At 64.2% G+C, this 19114-nt stretch carries 17 protein-coding genes; 6 read left to right on the forward strand and 11 right to left on the reverse strand.

The window, feature by feature from the left end; translation table 11 throughout:
- Positions 1 to 61: 61 nt before the first annotated feature.
- Positions 62 to 1837: a diguanylate cyclase gene (locus AAFN84_RS09910; protein ID WP_347514389.1), complete on the forward strand. Its 1776-nt coding sequence runs from the start codon at positions 62 to 64 to the stop codon at positions 1835 to 1837.
- A 9-nt stretch (positions 1838 to 1846) separates the two neighbouring features.
- On the opposite strand, the gene AAFN84_RS09915 is transcribed toward AAFN84_RS09910, so the two are convergent.
- Together AAFN84_RS09915 and miaB are read right to left on the reverse strand one after the other, a co-directional pair.
- A complete protein-coding gene (locus AAFN84_RS09915; RefSeq protein WP_347514390.1) occupies positions 1847 to 2842 on the reverse strand; it encodes a PhoH family protein in 996 nt (331 codons plus the stop codon).
- A gap of 78 nt (positions 2843 to 2920) precedes the next feature.
- A complete protein-coding gene (gene miaB, locus AAFN84_RS09920) occupies positions 2921 to 4321 on the reverse strand; it encodes a tRNA (N6-isopentenyl adenosine(37)-C2)-methylthiotransferase MiaB (protein ID WP_347514391.1) in 1401 nt (466 codons plus the stop codon).
- 157 nt (positions 4322 to 4478) lie between these two features.
- On the opposite strand from miaB, the gene AAFN84_RS09925 reads away from it, so the two are divergent.
- The 4 genes from AAFN84_RS09925 (at position 4479) to AAFN84_RS09940 (ending at position 8805) form a co-directional block, all read left to right on the forward strand.
- On the forward strand, positions 4479 to 6488 hold the full coding sequence (locus tag AAFN84_RS09925; RefSeq protein WP_347514392.1) for a hydantoinase/oxoprolinase family protein: 2010 nt from the start codon (positions 4479 to 4481) through the stop codon (positions 6486 to 6488).
- Between the two features lie 101 nt (positions 6489 to 6589).
- Positions 6590 to 7219, forward strand: coding sequence for a uracil phosphoribosyltransferase (upp, locus tag AAFN84_RS09930; RefSeq protein ID WP_347514393.1), 630 nt, complete (start codon positions 6590 to 6592; stop codon positions 7217 to 7219).
- A gap of 5 nt (positions 7220 to 7224) precedes the next feature.
- Complete coding sequence (ybeY, locus tag AAFN84_RS09935) at positions 7225 to 7695, forward strand: rRNA maturation RNase YbeY (protein WP_347514394.1); 471 nt, start codon at positions 7225 to 7227, stop codon at positions 7693 to 7695.
- A 27-nt stretch (positions 7696 to 7722) separates the two neighbouring features.
- Positions 7723 to 8805: a hemolysin family protein gene (locus tag AAFN84_RS09940; RefSeq protein ID WP_347514395.1), complete on the forward strand. Its 1083-nt coding sequence runs from the start codon at positions 7723 to 7725 to the stop codon at positions 8803 to 8805.
- A 160-nt stretch (positions 8806 to 8965) separates the two neighbouring features.
- Here the strand turns inward: AAFN84_RS09940 and AAFN84_RS09945 are convergent, their stop codons facing one another.
- From AAFN84_RS09945 to AAFN84_RS09985, 9 genes are all read right to left on the reverse strand, one after another.
- Positions 8966 to 9961: a type II secretion system F family protein gene (locus tag AAFN84_RS09945; RefSeq protein WP_347514396.1), complete on the reverse strand. Its 996-nt coding sequence runs from the start codon at positions 9959 to 9961 to the stop codon at positions 8966 to 8968.
- Between the two features lie 18 nt (positions 9962 to 9979).
- Positions 9980 to 10993 (reverse strand): type II secretion system F family protein, encoded by a 1014-nt coding sequence (locus tag AAFN84_RS09950; RefSeq protein ID WP_347514397.1) that lies wholly within the window; start codon positions 10991 to 10993, stop codon positions 9980 to 9982.
- A 44-nt stretch (positions 10994 to 11037) separates the two neighbouring features.
- Positions 11038 to 12534, reverse strand: coding sequence for an ATPase, T2SS/T4P/T4SS family (locus AAFN84_RS09955; RefSeq protein WP_347514398.1), 1497 nt, complete (start codon positions 12532 to 12534; stop codon positions 11038 to 11040).
- Between the two features lie 25 nt (positions 12535 to 12559).
- On the reverse strand, positions 12560 to 13840 hold the full coding sequence (locus tag AAFN84_RS09960) for a CpaE family protein (RefSeq protein ID WP_347514399.1): 1281 nt from the start codon (positions 13838 to 13840) through the stop codon (positions 12560 to 12562).
- Positions 13841 to 13859: 19 nt separating this feature from the next.
- Positions 13860 to 14546 (reverse strand): CpaD family pilus assembly protein, encoded by a 687-nt coding sequence (locus AAFN84_RS09965; RefSeq protein WP_347514400.1) that lies wholly within the window; start codon positions 14544 to 14546, stop codon positions 13860 to 13862.
- A 15-nt stretch (positions 14547 to 14561) separates the two neighbouring features.
- Positions 14562 to 16040: a type II and III secretion system protein family protein gene (locus AAFN84_RS09970; protein ID WP_347515099.1), complete on the reverse strand. Its 1479-nt coding sequence runs from the start codon at positions 16038 to 16040 to the stop codon at positions 14562 to 14564.
- A 53-nt stretch (positions 16041 to 16093) separates the two neighbouring features.
- Complete coding sequence (gene cpaB / locus AAFN84_RS09975) at positions 16094 to 16915, reverse strand: Flp pilus assembly protein CpaB (RefSeq protein ID WP_347514401.1); 822 nt, start codon at positions 16913 to 16915, stop codon at positions 16094 to 16096.
- A gap of 135 nt (positions 16916 to 17050) precedes the next feature.
- Positions 17051 to 17572: a prepilin peptidase gene (locus tag AAFN84_RS09980; protein ID WP_347515100.1), complete on the reverse strand. Its 522-nt coding sequence runs from the start codon at positions 17570 to 17572 to the stop codon at positions 17051 to 17053.
- Between the two features lie 128 nt (positions 17573 to 17700).
- Complete coding sequence (locus tag AAFN84_RS09985) at positions 17701 to 17886, reverse strand: Flp family type IVb pilin (protein ID WP_347514402.1); 186 nt, start codon at positions 17884 to 17886, stop codon at positions 17701 to 17703.
- A gap of 276 nt (positions 17887 to 18162) precedes the next feature.
- Here AAFN84_RS09985 and AAFN84_RS09990 point away from each other — a divergent pair, with 276 nt between their 5' ends.
- Entirely contained in the window at positions 18163 to 19101 is a 939-nt protein-coding gene (locus AAFN84_RS09990) for a phosphatase PAP2 family protein (protein ID WP_347514403.1), read from the forward strand.
- Positions 19102 to 19114: the final 13 nt, after the last annotated feature.

Genomic DNA, 19114 nt, shown 5'->3' on the forward strand with positions numbered 1-19114 from the left:
TAGCAATGAACGAGGCGGTCGCGCGGGGTGCGGGATCGCGCACTTCTTGCGCGGGCGGGACATGACGGCAAGCGTCTGGAATTCGGTTAGGCGGAACTTCGACGCAAGTCTTCGTCTTCGCGTTCTTGCGCTCACGCTTGCAGCCTTCGCGATCGTCGCCGTTCCCGCCGCAATAACCTTTTCCTGGATCGTCGACAGGACGGTGATCAAGCTCGGCACGCTGGTCGCCGAGCGGCAAATCCTCTATGACCGCTACCGTGGACTGGAGGCTCTGAGGCGTGAGGTCGCGCTGGCAGAGACGCTGATGCGTTCGCCGACGATCATAGACTGGGCGACCGACGAACTGGACCGCGACAAGTATGCGCGCGGCGTCGCAGAGCTGGAGCACTTCCGCCGCACCTTCGTGGATCGAAGCTATTTCTTCGTCATCGACGCTTCCGGCAACTACTATTTCAACGATCACAATGGTGCCTATACGGGCGCCCAGCGACGCTACACCATCTCGCCCGACAATCCGGACGATTCCTGGTACTACAAGACGCTTGCCGCCGGGCCGGGCTGCCACCTCAACGTCAACCATGACGAGGTGCTGGGGGTCACCAAGGTGTGGATGAACTGCGTCGTGCAGGAAGCGGGACGCAACCTCGGCATCGTCGGCACAGGCATCGACCTGACGCATTTTCTGCGCAACGTGGTCGATACGCGCCAGGCCGGTGTGGAGAGCATGTTCATCGACGCGGCCGGCGCCGTGCAGGCCAATCGCGACGAAAGCCTGATCGATTTCCGCAGCCTGACCAAGCAGCAGGCGGACAAGAAGACCCTGTTCCAGTTGCTGGAGGGGGAGGAGGACCGCGCCGCGCTGCGGTCGATGATGGTCGAGGCGAGATCCGGCGAGGCAAGCACCGCCTCCCAGTTCATCCAGATCAATGGCCGGCGGGCGTTGGTCGGGGTCGGCTATCTTGACGAGCTCGACTGGTACAATGTCACGGTGATGGACGTCGACCAGATCATCGACAAGGGGCTGTTCGTCCCGATCGCTACGCTGGTGGCGCTGGCGATGGGTGCGATCGCGGCGCTGATGACGCTCCTGTTCAAGCGCAGTGTGCTCGACAGACTGGCGCGCGCCGAGGAAACCGTCCGTCACATCGAGGCCGGGGATTTCACACGTCCGGTCCGCGACGACGGCGCCGACGAGATCGGCCGTCTCGCCGGGGCGCTCGATCGCATGGCGCGCGTGGTGGGGGCCGACAGGGCAACGCTCGAGGCCGCCGTGCGTGAGCGCACCGAGCAGCTTGAAAAGATCGCGTATGTGGATTCCTTGAGCGGCGTGCTCAACCGGCGCGGCTTCATCGAGGCCTTCGACCAGCAGGAGCGCCGCGCGCAGGTGGATGCGCCGGCGCCGGGGCTGCTGATCCTGGACATCGACAACTTCAAGGCCGTCAATGACGAGAACGGCCATGCGGCCGGCGACGAGGTAATCGCGGAGATCGCGCGACGGCTGCTGGACGTCACGCGCGAACAGGACCTGTGCGCGCGCTGGGGTGGCGACGAATTCGTGGTGATTCTGAAGGATTGCGACTTGCGGGCGCTGGCCGCGATCAGCGCCAAGATCCTCGACGGCGTGCGATCAAGGCCGATCGAGCTTCCCCAAGACGCGCGGCTGCGCGTCACGACGTCGATCGGTGCCTGCCTCATCGAAGCACAGGACACGCTTGAATCGGCAACGAGCAAGGCAGACGCGGCACTCTACGCCGCCAAACGCCAGGGTCGGAACCGAGTCGTCATCCACAATCCCGACCTGCACGGCGACATGCAGACTGTCGGCCGCGTGGCGTGAACAGCCGCCTCAGACGTCGATGCGTCCCCTGCTGTCGGCGCCGGCGCCATGGCGGTCGTAGGCCCTGACGATCTCCGCTACGAGCGGGTGGCGAACCACGTCGACATCGTTGAAGCGCACGGTGACGATGCCAGGCACGCCATCAAGAACCTGCAGCGCTTCGACAAGCCCCGACTTGGTGTTGGGCGGAAGGTCAATCTGGCTGGGATCGCCGGTGACGATCATGCGTCCGCCCTCGCCCAGGCGAGTGAGGAACATCTTCATCTGCATCGCGGTGGTATTCTGCGCCTCGTCGAGGATGACCGCAGCGTTGCGCAGCGTGCGTCCGCGCATGAAGGCGAGCGGCGCGATCTCGATGACTTCGGCCGCCAGCGCGCGCTCCACCTTGTCTGCGGGCATCATGTCGTAAAGCGCGTCATAGAGCGGGCGCAGATACGGGTCGACCTTTTCCTTCATGTCGCCCGGCAGGAAGCCGAGACGCTCGCCGGCTTCGACGGCGGGGCGCGACAGGATGATGCGCTCGACCATGCCGCGCTCCAGCATCATGGCGGCGTGGGCAACGGCGAGATAAGTCTTGCCGGTGCCGGCCGGGCCAATGCCGAAGACGAGTTCGGACCGGTCGAGGGCACGCATGTAAGCGTCCTGGTTGACCGAGCGCGCATAGATGGTGCGCTTGCGCGTGGAAATCTGGGCGGCGGCCACCTTGCCCTTGCTTTCCAGGGTCGGCAGCGTCAACTGGTCATCGGCGGCGATCGCCATGCGAACCGCACCGTCGACCTCCGAGGGAGAGACCTCGTGGCCCTTCTGAAGCAGCCCGTAGAGGTAATCGAGCGCGCGCCGTGCCTGCTCGGCCGCCGTCGGCTCGCCCTTGATCGAGAGCTGGTTTCCCTTGGAGCGGATATCGACACCGAGCTTCTGCTCGAGCCTTGCGAGGTTTTCGTCGAACTGGCCGTAAAGCGCGCTGGCGTGCCTGTTGTTGTCGAAGGTCAGAACGATATGCGCCATGTCGGACGCCCCTGAGGGCGGAGCTTTCAGATCGGGTGCGGCGCTCAAACGTATCTCCTGGTTGATGCCCTTCTCCGGTCACACAGGCTCGGAGAACAGGCTGTTGGGACCCGCCTTCGTGATTCGTACTCGAACAATGTCACCGATTTCGCCGGCCTTTTCATCAACTATTACCGGCTGCAGCCACGGCGACCGCCCGACACGCTGGCCGGCTTCGCGCCCGGCCTTCTCGATCAGCAGGTCCATTTCCTTGTTCACGAGGCTGGCGGCGAAGGCGCGCTGCTGCGTGATGAGCAGAGCCTGGAGCCGCTGGAGCCTCTCGTCCTTGACGGTCTCGTCGACATGAGACCCCATCTCCGCTCCCGGCGTTCCGGGACGCGGCGAGTATTTGAACGAGAACGCCTGCGCATAGGTAACGTCGCGGACAAGCTGCATCGTCGCCTCGAAATCCTCGTCGCTCTCGCCGGGAAATCCGACGATGAAATCCCCGGACATCGCGATATCCGGCTTTGCCGCCCTGATCCGGTCGACGAGGGCGAGATAGTCTGCTGCGGTATGCTTGCGGTTCATCGCCTTGAGGATGCGATCCGAACCGCTCTGCACGGGCAGATGGAGATAAGGCATCAGGATATCAAGATCACGATGCGCCTCGATCAGGGCGTCGTCCATGTCGCGCGGATGGCTGGTGGTGTAGCGCAGGCGCGCGATGCCGGGGATCTCGGCCAGCCGGAAAAGCAGCTTGCCCAGGCCCCACTCGGAACCGTCGGGGCCCTCGCCGTGCCAGGCATTGACGTTCTGGCCCAGCAGCGTGACCTCGCGGACGCCGGCATCAGCCAGTTTCTCGGCCTCCGCCACGATCTTGGCCACCGGGCGGGAAACCTCCGAGCCGCGCGTGTAAGGCACGACGCAGAAGGTGCAGAACTTGTCGCAACCCTCCTGCACGGTCAGGAAGGCGGTAACGCCCCTGCTCCGCGTTGCGTTTCGTGATGCAGACGGCAGATGCTCGAACTTGTCCTCAATGGCGTATTCGGTCTCGACGACCTTTTCGCCGGCGCGCGCTTTCCTGACGACCTGCGGCAGGCGGTGATAGGTCTGCGGCCCGATGACAAGGTCGACAACGGGCGCCCGGCGCAGGATCTCATCGCCCTCGGCCTGTGCCACGCAGCCTGCGACGCCGACCAGCGTCTCGCGCCCCCGTGCGGCACGCTCGTCCTTCAGCTTACGCAGGCGGCCGAGCTGGGAATAGACCTTCTCCGCCGCCTTCTCGCGAATGTGGCAGGTGTTGATGAGAATGAGGTCGGCGTCTTCGATCACTTCGGTCGGAAGGTAGCCTTCCAGGCTCAGCGCATCGGACATGCGCTGGGAATCGTAGACGTTCATCTGGCAGCCATAGGTCTTCATGAAGACCTTCCTGGGAGCGGCGTTTTCCGTCTCCACCGGCTGCAGGGCTTCGCGCGTGATCGTATCGTTCAGTTCCATGCCGCGTCTCTAGCGTTTTTCGGTCGCAAATGACAGATGCTTTGCCCCCCAGATGTGGCACCGTCGCCACAAGGCAGGCCTGAATCGGCTGTATGGCGCTTCCGCGACCACGGGCGATCGGCTAAAGCCTGTGTCCCGCCAGCAGAAACAGCGTCCCATGCCTGCCACCAAACTCCCGCTTTTCCTCGGCATCGACACCGGCGGCACCTATACCGATGCGGTCCTGTGGTCGGATGCCACAGGGGTCGTCGCCAAGGCGAAGGCGCTGACCACCCGTCATGACCTGGCCGTCGGGATTTCTGGCGCGGTTGACGCGGTGCTCGAAAAAGCCGGCGTCGCCCCGGCGCAGGTCAAGCTTGTCTCGATGTCGACGACGCTGGCCACCAACGCCCTGGTCGAAGGACAGGGCGGGCGCGTGGCGCTGGTGATGATCGGCTTTTCGGAGACGGACCTGGATCGAGACGGGCTGCGCACAGCACTTGGGTCCGATCCGGTGCTGTTCCTGCCGGGAGGCCACGACGTACACGGGAACGCCGCGGCACTCGACCTTCATGCGCTGGAGCAGGCCCTGCCGGAACTGGCGGGCTCCGTCTCGGGATTTGCCGTGTGCGCCTATTTCGCGGTCCGCAACGCGGCGCACGAGCTGGCTGCCACGGCGCTGATCCGCGAGCGCACCGGCCTGCCGGTGACGGCGAGCCACGAGCTTTCTGCCAAGCTCGGCGGTCCGCGCCGCGCGCTGACGACGCTGCTCAACGCGCGGCTGATCTCGATGATCGACCGGCTGGTCGCGGCGACCGAGGGATTTCTGGCCGAACGCGGCATTGCAGCGCCGCTGATGGTGGTGCGCGGCGACGGCGCGCTGGTCTCGGCGGCATTCGCACGGCGACGGCCGATCGAGACGATCCTGTCAGGACCAGCGGCCAGCCTCGTCGGCGCCCGCCACATGACCGGGCTGGACGATGCCGTGATCTCGGACATCGGCGGAACCACCACCGACGTCGCGGTGCTCGACAAGGGGCGCCCGAGGCTCGACCCGGAGGGTGCCACGGTCGGCGGCTTCCGCACGATGGTGGAGGCCGTGGCGATGCGCACCTTCGGGCTTGGAGGCGATTCCGAGGTCACGCTCGAAGACGGCGGGCTGACGCCGCGGATCCTGCTCGGCCCCAGGCGGCTGGTGCCGGTCTCGCTTGCCGCAAGCACCCACGCAGAGGCGATCATCGGAGTTCTGGCGCGACAGGCGAGAGGCGGCAATCCCGGCCGGCTCGACGGGCGCTTCGCAGTGCGGACCGGAGTGCCCGACCACCTCGCCGCCGGTCTCTCGGCTGCCGAACAGAAGCTGTTTTCGAGCGTCACTCCAACACCGGTGGCCCTGGATCAGTTGCTTGGGTCCACCGCACAGGCGGCGACACTGAACAGGCTGGTGTCGCGCGGGCTCGTCCATGTCATCGGCTTCACGCCATCCGACGCGGCCCACGTAATGGGGCTGCAGGACAACTGGAACGCTGAGGCGGCCGGACTTGCCGCAACACTTTTCGCACGACGGCGCGACGGGCGGGGCCAGCCGATCGCAGCCGACGGCGCGGCAATCTCGCGGCGCGTGCTGCGGGCCCTGACGCGACGCTCGGCCGAAGTGATCCTGGAGACGGCGTTCGCCGAAGACGGGCTCGAGGGGGCGCCGACCGTCGCGCATGCGCTTGTCCAGCGGGCGGTGGATGGCGGTGGCGGCATCGCGCGGCTTTCGGTGTCGCTCGACCGTCCCGTGATCGGGCTCGGCGCGTCAGCGCCGCTCCACTACGCCGCGCTCGACGGGCTTGTCGGCAATGCCTGTGTCGTGCCCGCTGACACCGACGTCGCCAATGCGCTTGGCGCGGTCGTGGGGCAGGTTCGCGTCACCGCGCAGGCGCAGGTCACACAGCCGCAGGAAGGCCTCTTTCGCGTCTCCTCGACGCTCGGCATCGCCGATTTTCGAAACGAGGACGCGGCATTTGCCGAGGCGGAACGCATGGTCGGGACGCTGATTGCGCGACGTGCCGCAGAAGCGGGCGCGGACGAAGCGCAGATCATGGTGGATCGCGACGTGCGGGCCGCGACCGTGGAGGGCCAGCGTTCGTTCATCGAGGCGACCGTGAGCGCCACTGCCGCTGGACGTCCCCGCATCGCCGAATGAGCGATCCCACAAAATTGTGATTGCGCAGCGGGCGGCGGTATCTCCCCGCCGCTTGTGCCGCTAAGATTGCCGGCAACAGGGTTCCGGAGCTAGGAAAGACCATGAAGGGCGTCACCGTCGTCGACCATCCGCTTGTCCAGCACAAGCTCACAATCATGCGGGACAAGGAGACCTCGACGGCCGGGTTCCGGCGGCTGCTGCGCGAGATATCGCTGCTGCTGTGCTATGAGGTGACACGCGACCTCGACCTGACGACCCGCACCATCGAAACGCCGCTGATGCCGATGGAAGCGCCGACGCTGGAAGGCAAGAAGCTGGTGTTTGCCTCCGTGCTGCGCGCCGGCAACGGGCTGCTCGACGGCATGCTGGACCTGGTGCCGGCGGCGCGTGTCGCCCATATCGGGCTCTACCGCGACCACGAGACGCTGCAGGCGGTGGAATATTTCTTCAAGGCCCCGAGCGACCTGGCCGACCGGTTGATCATCGTGGTCGATCCCATGCTTGCGACCGCCAATTCGGCGATCATGGCGATCGACAAGCTGAAGGAGCGCGGCGCGACGAACATCCGGTTCCTCTGCCTGCTGGCCGCGCCCGAGGGCATCGAGCGCTTCACCACAACCCATCCGGACGTTCCCGTATTCACCGCCTCGATCGACGATAGGCTGAATGAAAAGGGCTATATCGTGCCCGGCCTGGGTGACGCGGGAGATCGCATGTACGGAACGAAATAGCGTCCATGCTCGACATCGACATCTCGGTGGAAGCAGGCGATTGGCCCGAAGAAGAGACGTTGCAGTCGATTGCTGCCGCCGCAGCTGACGCCGCCTTTGCCGAACTCGGGATCGGGACGGACAGCGGACCGGAACTCAGCCTGGTGTTTACCGACGATCCGCACATCCAGGCACTCAACCTTGCGTGGCGCAGCAAGGACAAGGCGACCAACGTGCTGTCCTTTCCCGCCTTCGACGTGGCGCCCGGCGACCCGCTGCCGCCAATGCTCGGCGACATCGTGCTGGCCGAGGAGACAATTTCCTCCGAGGCGACACTGGAAGAAAAGCAGTTCGAACACCATCTCACCCATCTTGTCGTGCATGGTCTTCTGCATCTGTTAGGATACGATCACGAGACGGATGAAGACGCCGAGGAGATGGAGGCAATCGAACGCCGTGCACTGGCGAGGCTTGCCATTTCCGATCCATACGGATAACTGGACTAGTCCAACTTTGACGAGACGATGAACGAGCACACACAGACGGCCGCCTTTGCAGAGCAAAGTGACGAGCAGGGTTCCGACCAGTCGGGCGATCCCCAAAGTATATCCGCCGGGCGATCCGGCTCCAAACCAACATTCTTCGAGCGTCTGACGGCGCGGTTCCGTCCGAGAAACGGCTCGAATCTGCGTGAAGACCTGGCGGACGCGCTGGCTGAACGGCGCTCCGACGACGATGCGACGTCGTTTTCGCCGGCTGAACGCGCGATGCTCAACAACATCCTCAGGCTGCGCGAACTGCGCGTCGAGGACGTGATGGTACCGCGCACCGACATCGAAGCGATCGACCTGTCGACGCCGCTGGGCGAATTGTTGGCAATTTTCGAAGAATCCGGGCGCTCGCGCATGCCCGTCTATCACGAGAATCTCGACGACCCGCGTGGCATGGTCCATATCCGCGATGTCGTCGGATACATCACCAGCGCGGCCAAGCAGAAGCGCGGACGCAGTACGAAGAAGCCGCCAGCAGGCACGCCGCTCGACCTTTCGAATGTCGACCTGACGAAGACCGTCGGTAGCCTCGGCATCGTGCGGCCCGTGCTGTTCGTGCCGCCGTCCATGCACGCCTCGGACCTGATGACCCGCATGCAGGCGGCGCGCATCCAGATGGCGCTCGTCATCGACGAGTATGGCGGCACCGACGGCCTCGTCTCGCTGGAAGACATCGTCGAGATGGTCGTAGGCGACATCGAGGACGAGCACGACGAGGACGAAGAGCCGATGATCACGCAGACCGGCGACGGCATCTTCGTGGTCGATGCCAAGGCGGAAATCGACGACGTCGCGGAGATTATCGGAAAGGCATTCTCGGCCGAGGAACATACCGAGTATGTCGATACGATCGGCGGGCTGATCTTCAACGCGCTGGGTCGCGTGCCCGCGCGCGGCGAGGTGGTTCAGGCCATTCCCGGCTTCGAATTCCACGTTCTCGACGCCGATCCGCGACGCGTCAAGCGCGTTCGCATCGTGCAGGGGCGCTCCAGCGAACGGCGGCGTGTCCGGGCGACCGGCCGTGAAGACACCAAGGAAGGCGCCGAGGCGGCCTAGCGGGACGACGCCCGAGGCGGTCTGATCCTCGCGGCAGGGCGCTGCCCCTCATCGCCCTGCCGGGCACTTCTCCCCGTGAACGGGGAGAAGGAGGCTGGCGTGGAAGATTTCGCCAATCAGCAATTTAAGAATGAGAGCGGGTGCGGAGACGCGACACGTCTCAGCTCGGGAAGATGCCGCGTTCGGACACCTGGATGCCGGCTGGCCCGAGGATGACGGCGAACAGCACCGGCAGGAAGAACAGGATCATGGGGACGGTGAGCTTGGGCGGCAGGGCGGCCGCCTTCTTCTCGGCCTCGTTCATGCGCATGTCGCGGCTTTCCGATGCCAGCACGCGCAACGCGTGGGCCACGGGCGTGCCATAGCGTTCAGCCTGGGTCAGGGCCTGCGTCACGCTCTTGACCGTATCGAGGCCGGTGCGGGCGGCCAGATTCTCGTATGCCTGCTTGCGTTCCTGCAAAAAGGATAGCTCGGCATTGGTGAGGACGAATTCCTCGGCCAATGCGACCGACTGGGCGCCGATCTCGTCGGCCACGCGCCGGAAGGCCGCTTCGACCGACATGCCCGACTCGACGCAGATCAGCATCAGGTCCAGCGCGTCGGGCCACGCACGCTGGATCGACTCCTTGCGCTTCGTGGCGCGATTGGAAACGTACAGCACGGGCGCATAGAAGCCCGCATAGGCCAGCACCACACAGACGAAAAGCTTGATCGCCCACGGCTGCTCCGCCAGACCGTTGAGGAAGACGATGTAGACGAGACCTAGCGCAAACCCGACAAATGGCAGCACGAGGCGGAAGAAGAGGAACCGCGTCAGCGGGTTCTGGCCGCGGAAGCCGGCGACCTTGAGCTTGGCAACCGTCGCCTCGTCGGCAAGCGCGCGCTTGAGGTCAAGCCGGTCGACGACGCGCCGCATGCCTACCGACTGTTCCTCGCGCAAACCGCGACGCCGCCGATCGGCCTCCGCGGCAAGCCGCGCACGCTGCTTGGCGCGGAGCTCGTCGCGCTCCAGCGCGACGGTCTTCATCCGCGCCTTGAGCGGGCTGCCGCCGAGAGCCGGCAATGCGGTGAACATCGTGACGAAAACGGCAACCGCGACCACCAGCGCAAGCATGAAGCTCGGATCGAGTATGGACCTCGTGATCTGCTCGATCATCGCGATAGCCTTCCGTTCCTAGATGTCGAAGTTCATCATCTTGCGCATCACGAAGATGCCCATCGACATCCAGATGCCCGAGAAGATGAGGATGAGGTGGCCTGTCGGATGCGTGAAGAGCGGCATGATGTAGGTCGGGCTCGACAGGTAGACGAGAAACGCCACGATGAAGGGAAGCGCGCCAATGATCACGGCGGATGCCTTCGCTTCCATCGACAGCGCCTGAATCTTTGCCTTCATCTTCTTGCGGTCGCGCAGCACCTTGGACAGGTTGCCAAGGGCCTCGGACAGGTTGCCGCCGGCCTGGCTCTGGATCTGGATGACGATGCCGAAGAAGCCGGCCTCGGCACACGGCATGGTTTCGGGCATGCGCAGCACAGATTCAGGCAGCGACAGGCCGAGCTGCTGGCCCTCGACGACACGGCGGAACTCGGACTTGATGGGTTCGGGCGCTTCCGAGGCGATGAGCCGCACGGCATCATTGAGCGGGAGGCCAGATCTGACCGCGCGAATGATAACGTCGAGCGAGTTCGGGAACTCCTCCAGGAACGCCTTCACACGGCGCGCGCGGCGGAACGAAACGTACCAGCGCGGCAGACCCAGCGCGCCCGCGACGAGCGCGCCGAGCGCAACAAGAAGCGGCGCACCGATAAACAGGACGAGCCCTGCGACGACGACGCCGCAAATGACCGAATAGACGTAGAAACGCTCAAGGCTGAGGTCCAGGCCGGCCTGCCGGATCTGCACTTTGAGAGGCGGCTTGGCGACCTTGTCGTCGCGCGATTTCTGCTTGTTCTCAAGGTCCTTGAGTGAATCCTGCACGGACTTGCGGCGTTTGGCGACTTCAGCGACGCGGTCGCGCGACGCCTTTACCGCCGCACGGTCGGTTTCGGCCCGCTTGACCGTCTCCAGCCGACGGCCGGCCTTGCGCTCGTTCTCGATCGAGGAAAACAGGAATGCATAGGCGAGCGCGCCGACGCTGACGGTCGCCAGGGCGATGAAGGCAAGCAGGGTCGTATCCAGCCCGAACATCTGCTCTTCCTAATCCTTCCGCGCGCGGGTGCCGGTCGCCTGCATCATTGCGTGTGCTTTTCCATGGCCTCGAGGGCGGTGGCGAGGCGTGCCTCCTCGCCGTAGTAGCGGGCGCGGTCCCAGAAAGAGGGACGGCCGATACCCGTCGAGATATGCTCGCCGATGATGCGGCCCTGCGCATCCTCGCCCTTGATGTTGTAGAGGACCAGGTCCTGGGTGATGATGACGTCGCCCTCCATTCCGATGACCTCGGTGATGTGGGTGATGCGACGCGAGCCGTCGCGAAGCCGGGCCGCCTGGATGATGACGTCGATCGAGCCGACGACGATTTCGCGAACCGTCTTCTGGGGCAGCGAAAAGCCGCCCATGGCGATCATGGATTCGATACGGTTGAGGCACTCGCGCGGGCTGTTGGAGTGGATCGTGCCCATCGAGCCGTCGTGACCGGTGTTCATGGCCTGGAGGAGATCGAAGACCTCGGGTCCGCGCACCTCACCCACGACGATGCGTTCGGGACGCATGCGCAGGCAGTTCTTCACCAGATCGCGCATCGTCACCTCGCCCTCGCCTTCAAGGTTCGGCGGACGGGTTTCGAGGCGGACCACATGAGGCTGCTGGAGCTGAAGCTCGGCCGAATCCTCGCAGGTGATGATGCGCTCTTCGCGATCGATATAGTTGGTCAGGCAGTTCAGCAGGGTCGTCTTGCCGGAGCCCGTGCCGCCGGAAATGACCACGTTGCAGCGGACGCGGCCGATGATCTTGAGAACCTCGGCCCCCTCCGGGGTGATGGCGCCGAACTTGACGAGCTGGTCGAGCGTCAGCTTGTCCTTCTTGAACTTTCGGATGGTCAACGCGGCGCCGTCGATGGACAGTGGCGGCGCGATGACGTTGACGCGCGAACCGTCGGGAAGACGCGCGTCGCAGATCGGGGAGGATTCGTCGACACGCCGTCCGACCTGGCTGACGATGCGCTGGCAGATGTTGAGAAGCTGCTGGTTGTCGCGGAAGCGGATGTTGGTCTGCTCGACCTTGCCGCCGACCTCGATGTAGACGTTGCGGGCACCGTTGACCATGATGTCGGCGATGTCGTCGCGCGCCAGCAGCGGCTCCAGCGGGCCGTAGCCTAGCACGTCGTTGCATATGTCCTCGAGCAGTTCCTCCTGCTCGGAGATCGACATCGCGAAGTTCTTGATCGCGATGATGTCGTTGACGATGTCGCGGATTTCCTCGCGCGCCGCGTCGGGCTCCAGCTTTGCGAGCTGCGACAGATCGATGGTGTCGATCAGCGCCGAGAAGACCTGGCTCTTGGTGTCGTAGTAGCTGTCGCCGCGTTCGCGGGCGGCGCGGCGCGGCGGCTCGTGGGCGATCGGTGGCGCCTCGATGGTCCGCTTCGGCGCCGGCGGGGCAACGGTTTCGGTCACGATGCCGGGCGCAGCAGGCTGCGCCTGCGGCACGGCGGTCGTCACCGGCGTGGATGGGCCGGGCGAACGGGGGGCCGGCGTCTCGCCACGCCCGCTGTCACTGCCTCTTCTGCCAAACATGTGCGCGTGTATCCGCTTCCTGGAACTACTTCTTCAACTTCAGCCGGCCGAGCAGGTCACCCAGTCCCGGCTTCTTCCTCGACTTCACTTCAGATCGACCGGTCAGCACGTGCGCCATTTCCGCGACGATCTTGACCACCGCATGCTGTGCATCCATCTCGCCCAGCATGCGGCCATTGTTGGCGCTGTTGCCGAACAGGGCCGGATCGAACGGGATCACCGCCATCGGGACCAGGTCGAGCGGCTCGGCGAAGTCGTCGGCGCTGATCTCCGGCCGCTTGGGGACGCCCGCCTGGTTGATCACCAGCTTTGGCGCGGGATCGTTGGGCCGCAGGCGCCGGAGCGTATCGATGAGGTTCTTGGTGTTGCGCAGATTGGCAAGCTCGGGCGTCGCCGTGATGACGATCTCGTCGGCCTGGGTCAGGACGCTCTTGGCCCAGCCGTTCCAGATGTGCGGCACGTCGAGCACCAGGAGAGGCGCGGTGCGCTGGGCGATGTCGATGATCTGCGTGAAGGCCTCGGCATCGAAATCGTAGGTGCGGTCGAGCATCGAGGGCGCGGCCAGCAGGGAGAGCCGTTCGGCGCACTGCGCCAGCAGGCGGTCGAGATAGACCTCGTCGATACGCTCGGGCGAAAACACCGCTTCGGCGATGCCCTGTGCTGGATCCTGGTCGAAATTGATGTTGGCTGTTCCGAATGCGAGGTCGAGATCGGCAACCACGACTTCGGAACTGAACAGGGTCGACATCGACCAGGCGACGTTGTGGGCGATGGTGGACGAGCCGACGCCGCCCTTGGCGCCGATGAAGGCGATCGACTTGCCGATCGGCGCGGCTTCGGGATCGACGAAGATGGTGGAGATCACCGACAGGATGTCGGCCATCGATATCGGCGCCACCACATACTCGGAGATGCCGAACTTGATCAGTTCGCGATAGAGCCAGACGTCGTTGTAGTGGCCCACGACCACGACCTTCGACGACGGGTCGCACACTTCGGCAAGCTGCGTCAGCGAGGCGATGAGCTGTTTGGGCTCTTCGCGCGATTCGACGATGATCAGGTTGGGCGTCTGGGCCGACTGGTAGAACTCGATCGCCGTGCCGATGCCGCCCATGTGCACCTTGAGATGGGCCTTGGCCATGCGCCGGTCGGAGGCGACCCGCTCGATCGGGTTCGCGACGCTTTCCGTCTCGCAAAAGGCCTGGATCGAAATGCGCGGAACCGGGCGCAGTTCGCTCAGTGCGGCGATTTCGCTTTCGGTCGCGGATTCGACGTCCGCAGCCGCGTCATAGGCAAGGTTGCTCATGTCGTCGCCCCGGTTCCCATTACCAATTGATGTCTACTTCGGGAGTCCAGATGGACTCGCGGGCACGATAATCGTCGATCGAGATGCCGCGACGCGCGGCGTCGATCTCGGACGGCTTGCGCGGTCCGAGGAAATCGGCCGGGTTGGCGACCTGCGCGGCGAGGTTGTTCTGATAGGAACAGCCGAAATTCGCCCAGTGCTTGTTTTCGGCGTTGGCGAGCATGTCTTCGGGCCACCGGCCGCACTGGCCGGTAGAGGCAGCCATCTCGGCATAGATCAGCCGGATCGGAGCTGCGTCGCCATAGCGGGCCGCCTCGTATTGCTGATAGAGGACGCGCCCCTCTGGAACGCCGGCCGCGCGAAGGCGCTTGGCCATGTCCGCCGCCACGATCGAGGCCGCGGACTGATTGGCGGAGCCGTAGGGCACCATCATCGTGACGACCGGGCCGACGGCGCGATCATAATTGGCGACGAACCCATCCAGGGCAACGCGCTGGACCCGCGAGAGGCCGGTATCCGATGCGCCGACGGGAATGTCGATCTTCTTGTCGCGTTCGGAGATGACGATCGGATGATTGGTGCGGTAATCGTCCGGGATCGCGCCCACGGTGATGCTGTCGCGCTTGGCGCAACCGGCCATCAAAGCGGCGGCGAGGACGGCGACGACCGAGAGGCGCGGGACGATGTTCAGCAGAGCGTCAGACATGGCAGGTGGTCCCGATCACTTGTAGATGAAGCCGACGACGCCATGGTAGCGACCGGCCGGCCGGTCGGTCTTCATGGCCCCGTAGACCCGGTTGACGCGGCCGAGGAACATGCCGGCGCCATCGCTTGCAGGGTTGAAATTGTCGTCGGGCTTGGAAAGCGCGGCACGTGCTGTCGGACGCGAAAGATATGGCGTGACGATGATGACGAGCTCGGTCTCGTTGCGCTCGAACGCCTTGCTGCGGAAGAGCGTGCCGAGCACCGGTATCTTCGACAGACCCGGCAGGCCGTTGGCGACCTGGCGGACGTCGTCGCGCACGAGGCCGGCGATCATCATCGAGCCGCCCGAAGGGAGCTCGACGGTCGTGTCGGCGAGACGCTTGCGGATGGACAGCGCATTCATGCCCTGCATGTTGACGCCGCCGGAGAACGCGACGGACCCTTCCGAGGTCGGCTCCGAGACCTGCGTCCTGATCTTGAGGCTGATGCGGCCCGGCGACAGCACCACCGGCATGAACTCGAGGCCGATGCCGTAGTCGAGCTTCTCGACGGTATAGGTGACGGTACCGCCTTCTTCCTCCACGTTCTGCTCGGTCACGAGATTGAACTCGCCGCCGACGCGGAAGGTGGCCTTCTCGCCCGACACCGCGGTAAGTGCCGGCTCGGCGAGCGTCTTCATGACGCCGGCCTGTTCCATCGCATTGAAGTAGGCGTCGATCATCGAGCCCGAGATGCTGCCGCCGCTGTGCGACATCGGCTTGCCGAGGCCGGCGAAGTTGTCGCCGATCGCACCCCACGTGATGCCGTCGACACTGCCGGAGCCAAGCATGTTCACGCCGAGCTGCTTCATCACGGAGCGGCTGACTTCCGCCACCGTGACTTTCAGCGTGACCTGGTCCTCGCCGATGATCTGCAGCATGTTGACGATGCGGCTGGTGCGGCGCTGCTGGTCGGGATTGTCGATGTCGACACCGCCCGCCGCGCTGCCGCCGGCGGCGGTCTGCGAATACTGGCCGGTCGTCGCTTCACCGCCAGACACGAAAATCTCGGCGAGTTCCTGCGCCCGCTTGGCGTCGAGCGGCGTTTCCACGGTGCCCGTCAGCACGACGTTGTCGTTGATGAGCTCCGCGGTGATGTCGGCATTCGGCAGGTAGCGCCTGAGATAGTCGACGAGGCCGGAGACGTCGCGCTCCACCTGCAGGTCGAGGCTGGCGATCTGCTCGCCATTGGGGCCGAAGACGAAGATGTTGGTCTCGCCGACCTGCTTGCCGAAGAGGTAGATGCGGCGCGCCGTGCGGGTCACCGCATCGGCGACCGCCGGGTTGGCGACGAGAATATCGTAGGCGTCGCGCGGCAGGTCGATGACCACCGACTTGTTGAGACCGAGCTTGACGCGCTGCGTGGCGGTCTGCGCTCCGACGAGCGCGGTCTGCGCATGCGCCTCGCTGGTCATCAGCGGCGTCGCGCCCACGCCCATGGCCGCCACGGCGATCATCGCCGCCAGCGAAACGGCGGCGCGGCGGGCGGCCGGCTGGTGGTTCCTCTGGATCATTTGCCTGCCCCTACTTCGCTGACTTCCCCGGACTTGATCATGCGCACCGTGCCACGACGGCCCTGCCCCGAAACGAGGTAGTCACCTTCATCTTCGACAACTTCCTGCGTATCGACGACAGCCCGAAGCGCCAGTGTGAGACGGTCGGCCATCTGCTGAGCGACCGTGATGATTTCCGCTTGCTGCGGCGTCAGTTCCAGCGTCGCGGTGTCGCCGACGCGGACGCGGCGCCCTTCCTCGTCTTCCTGTATCGCCTGGTCGATCGCCAGCACGCGGATGTTCTTGAGGATGGTCTCCGTCACGAAACCGTCGGCCGCGCCGCCACCGCCATCGGTGGTCGACCGCCGGGTCATGATCACGTCGACGAAATCGTTCGGCAGGATGAAGCCGCCCGCGGACGTGTCGGCGGCGATACGGGTCGCGACCGCGCGTTTTCCGGCCGGCAGGATAGAGGACATGAAGCTCTGGCCCTCGCCGATCAACTTGAAGCGACGCAGAGGCTCGCCCTCATACATCGGCACGCGGGCGATCGCGCCCTGGAGTTCGTCAAGCGCGGTGGGATCGCTTTCCCTTGTGATGAAACCGTCGGCGATGTTGTCGGAGGGCCAGGACTGCCATGCGAGCTGATCGCCGACGACCGCGCCCATCGGCACGTCACCGTCGAGGACAAGCACTTCCTCGAGCCTGATCGCCGGCTCGCTGGCGCGATTGTCGATCACGACCGGCGGCGGCGGCGTCGACATCCGCTTGGCGACATAGCCGGCACCGATCGCCGTTACCACGGCGACGCCCAGAATTATCACACGGGATGGAGCCATTCGTCGAAACCTCGTACTCGGCAAGTAAGCCGGACATTGAGGTCCCAATCGTCAAATTACGGTTAATGGAGCACTTACAATCGTGATTAATTTAAAGTTTAAGCAACCGGGTTCCAGGGCAGCACCGATGCTTCCTTAAAGTGCGACGAGGCGCTCCAGTGCCCATTGCATCAAGGTCGTCGAGGGATAGACGATCAGGCCGCTGATGCCGAGCGCCACACCGTAAGGGATTCCCGCCTTGGTGTTGGCGAAGTGGCGCAGGAACATGTTGCCGCCGGTGAAGGCCGACAGGGCCGACGCCCGGTAGAGGACGATCAGCAGCGTCATCAGCCCGCCCAGCAGCGACGCGTAGACGAGATACTGCATCAGCTCGACCGAATAGCCCATCCACAGCGCGGTGGCCGCGAGAAGCTTGGCGTCGCCACCGCCCATGACGCCGATGGCAAACAGTGAGAACGTGATGGCGAGGACCATCGCCGCCACGGCGAAATGCCATCCATAGATCGCCCAATCCATGCCGGTGAACGGCGCCACGGCCGCGAACGTTGCCACAAGCAACAGCGACACCCGGTTGGCGATCGTCATCGACAGAATGTCGGAAACGGCGGCGAAAACCATGCAGAAGGGGAAGACAACGAAAATCAGCGCTTCAAGCATCGGGATACCCTGTGGCATGCGAGACCGCCGGAAAATCTATGCCGGCGGCGCTTAAGCTTTGATGAAGGCTAAAACAGAAATGGCTGCCCGAGGGCAGCCAGATCTGGACGTCAAACTGCTGAAAAATATCAGCAGTTGGTAGCGTTCGGATCGCCAAGGCACGTCCCGATGTCGGTGAACTGCGTGTTCAGCGCAGTGCCGAGCTGGCCGGCGCCGACAACGATTGCGAGGGCGATGAGGGCGGCGATGAGGCCGTATTCGATAGCGGTCGCGCCAGACTCGTCTTTCGCAAAGCGCGCAAAAATCTTAGCCATGTGAGAGCTCCTTACTCCATGTGATTACAGCACTTCCGTCAACGTTTCTGCTGTGTCGATCGGATGGAGTGCACACTAGGCCCCAGCCGTTGCGATCGGCTTAAGAAACATTCTTACCGACATCTTACGCAGTCAGCGCATTGCGCAAGGTTAATGGCAGCCTAATCTGGAAACTAAACTTCGAACGACAAATCGCCCTAGGCAGGCGCCATGTCCCACCGAACTGACAAGGCCGGCTTTCATCGTTTTTCAGCAATTTCCAGCGATATATCGCGCATGTCTGAACAGAATACGTTCCTGCAAGCCGAACGCCTCGTCCAACGGATCACGCTGGCGACGATAGTTCTTTGCATGGCTCTGATCATGATAAAGGGAATAGCGGTCGACGTTCCCGCCTATGGGAGCGCTGTCGGTACGGGCCTGCTCCTGATCACGGTAGGGATGATCTATCGTCGTTCCGGACGAGACCAACGGATCGGCTCGACCGCCATCTGCGCGGGCTGGTTCATTCTCTTCACGCTGTCGCTTTCGCTTTTCAACTATCTGCTCATGCCCCATTGGGCGCCGACGATCGATGTCTACCTGGCCGAGATCGACCTGCTGCTGTTCGGTTATCACTGGCCCGACTTCGTAAGGGCGAACGCCGCCAATCCGATCGTCTACGAAGCCATGCGATATGCCTATCTTTCGACGCTGCCGCAGATTGCCTGCCTGCTCATCGCTCTTGGTCTGTCGGGAAGAACGCGCGAGATGTACGGGCTGACGACGACGGTCACGCTTGCGGGCACGATGACGATCGTGATCTGGGGTGTGGTCCCTTCGCTCGGGCCAAGTGCCCTTTACGAGCTTCCCGCTATGGCGGGACATGCCCCACCGGTGGTCGAGGCCGCTTACGGACGTGAAATCGCACGCCTGTTTGCCGAGGGCGCCACAATCTTGTCGCCCGACGAGATACGGGGCCTCATTGCCTTCCCGTCATTTCACATCGTGCTGGCAATGGCGGCGGTCGTCTATTCGCGTCGCGTCGCCTGGCTGTTTCCCCTGTTTCTCGCGGTCAACCTTCTCGTGCTGCCGGGCGTCCTCGTTCATGGCGGGCACCATGTGATCGACATTCCCGCCGGCATGCTGGTGTTCGCCGTCGCGATGCGTCTTTCCAGACAGTCTGTCCCGCAGGTGGCCGCCAGCCCTAGCCAACTGGTACTCCGCAGTCGCTGAGGCTGGCGGGCGG

It is taken from the genome of Mesorhizobium sp. CAU 1741 (assembly GCF_039839275.1).
Classification (GTDB): Bacteria; Pseudomonadota; Alphaproteobacteria; order Rhizobiales; family Rhizobiaceae; genus Aerobium.